At 73.4% G+C, this 418-nt stretch carries 1 pseudogene; it reads right to left on the bottom strand.

Annotated elements, in window-relative coordinates:
* A pseudogene (locus AOK00_RS40725) lies at nt 1-418 on the bottom strand (FxSxx-COOH system tetratricopeptide repeat protein); the annotation flags it as partial.

Below are 418 nucleotides of genomic sequence, written 5' to 3'. Positions count from 1 at the left end.
GCTCGCCGCTGCGGTCGCAGTAGCGCAGGCAGTTGAGGACGGTGGTCTGGATGCGCGGGTCGGTGCTGCGCAGTGCCCCGGAGGGCTCCAGGTGGGGCAGGAGCTCGGAGTAGCGGGGCCAGTTCCGGCTGTCCGTCGGGTTCCCGGGGTCGGCCTCGGCGAGCAGCGTACGGACGGCCTTGCGGTGGGCGTCACGGTGCTCGCCGTCGGTGAGGCGGGAGACGATGTCGTGCACCAGCCGGTGCATGTGGATCGACTCCTGCTGCGGTGCGGCCTCCTCGCTGGTGACGGGGCCGCGGGTCTCCCGGGTGAGCACCGAGTAGTTGACGAGGGTGTCGAGGGCCCGGGTCCAGGCGGGCAGGTCGGTGGCCATCCACCGCAGGTCCTCGGGGAGGGGGGCCTGCGGGTGGGCGCGGAC

This window comes from Streptomyces aureus, from assembly GCF_001418135.1.
Classification (GTDB): Bacteria; Actinomycetota; Actinomycetes; order Streptomycetales; family Streptomycetaceae; genus Streptomyces; species Streptomyces aureus_A.
Note: the sequence above shows the minus strand (reverse complement) of the source record. Positions and strands in the feature narration are given on the sequence as shown.